This is a genomic window from Pseudoalteromonas sp. S1609, assembly GCF_005887255.1.
In the GTDB taxonomy this organism is placed as follows: Bacteria; Pseudomonadota; Gammaproteobacteria; order Enterobacterales; family Alteromonadaceae; genus Pseudoalteromonas.
The window spans coordinates 1-537 of the sequence record NZ_PNDJ01000190.1 but is presented as its reverse complement, the minus strand read 5'-3'; the positions used below and the strand labels follow the sequence as shown (position 1 = coordinate 537).

Here is a 537-nt window from a genome sequence, read left to right as displayed (position 1 = left end):
ACGCTCCCACTGTATAACCAAATGCTCGCTGAAATCCTTCAGTGCAGCAAACACACGTTGCTTAACATGTTTACTTTTATACCCATGGCTATAGCGAATATTAAAAGTAATATCACACTGAGCTGGCACGAGGTTATCTAGCACATTATCAATATTAATACCGGTGACTTGCAGCGTTGTTTTTGAACTAAGTTCATCTAAAGGCCAGTCTATTTGTGTGAGCCTGTTAACCACTTCAGCACTGATGTGCGCAGCATTAATGGTATTCTCAGGATAGGCTACATGCCCAGCCTTTCCTTGAATAGTTAATCGCGCAGATAAGGCTCCACGTCGACCATTTTTTATAGTGTCACCTACCTGCAGGTGGCTGGTTGGCTCACCAACAATACAGCCATCAAGCACAACGCCCTGTTGTGCTAATCGCTTGGCAATCAGCACAGAGCCATGCTCCGCCTCACCTTCTTCATCTGAGGTGATCAGCCAAAATAATGTTCCCTGCTTTTGCTGCGCGCTGTTTATTACCGTCTGCGTTGCACT

Annotated in this window: 1 protein-coding gene; it reads right to left on the bottom strand. The window is 45.4% G+C overall.

Annotated features, from left to right (window positions below; all coding sequences use genetic code 11):
• The coding region (locus CWB76_RS19375) for a peptidase dimerization domain-containing protein (RefSeq protein ID WP_138609739.1) at positions 1 to 537 on the bottom strand (537 nt) is incomplete at both ends.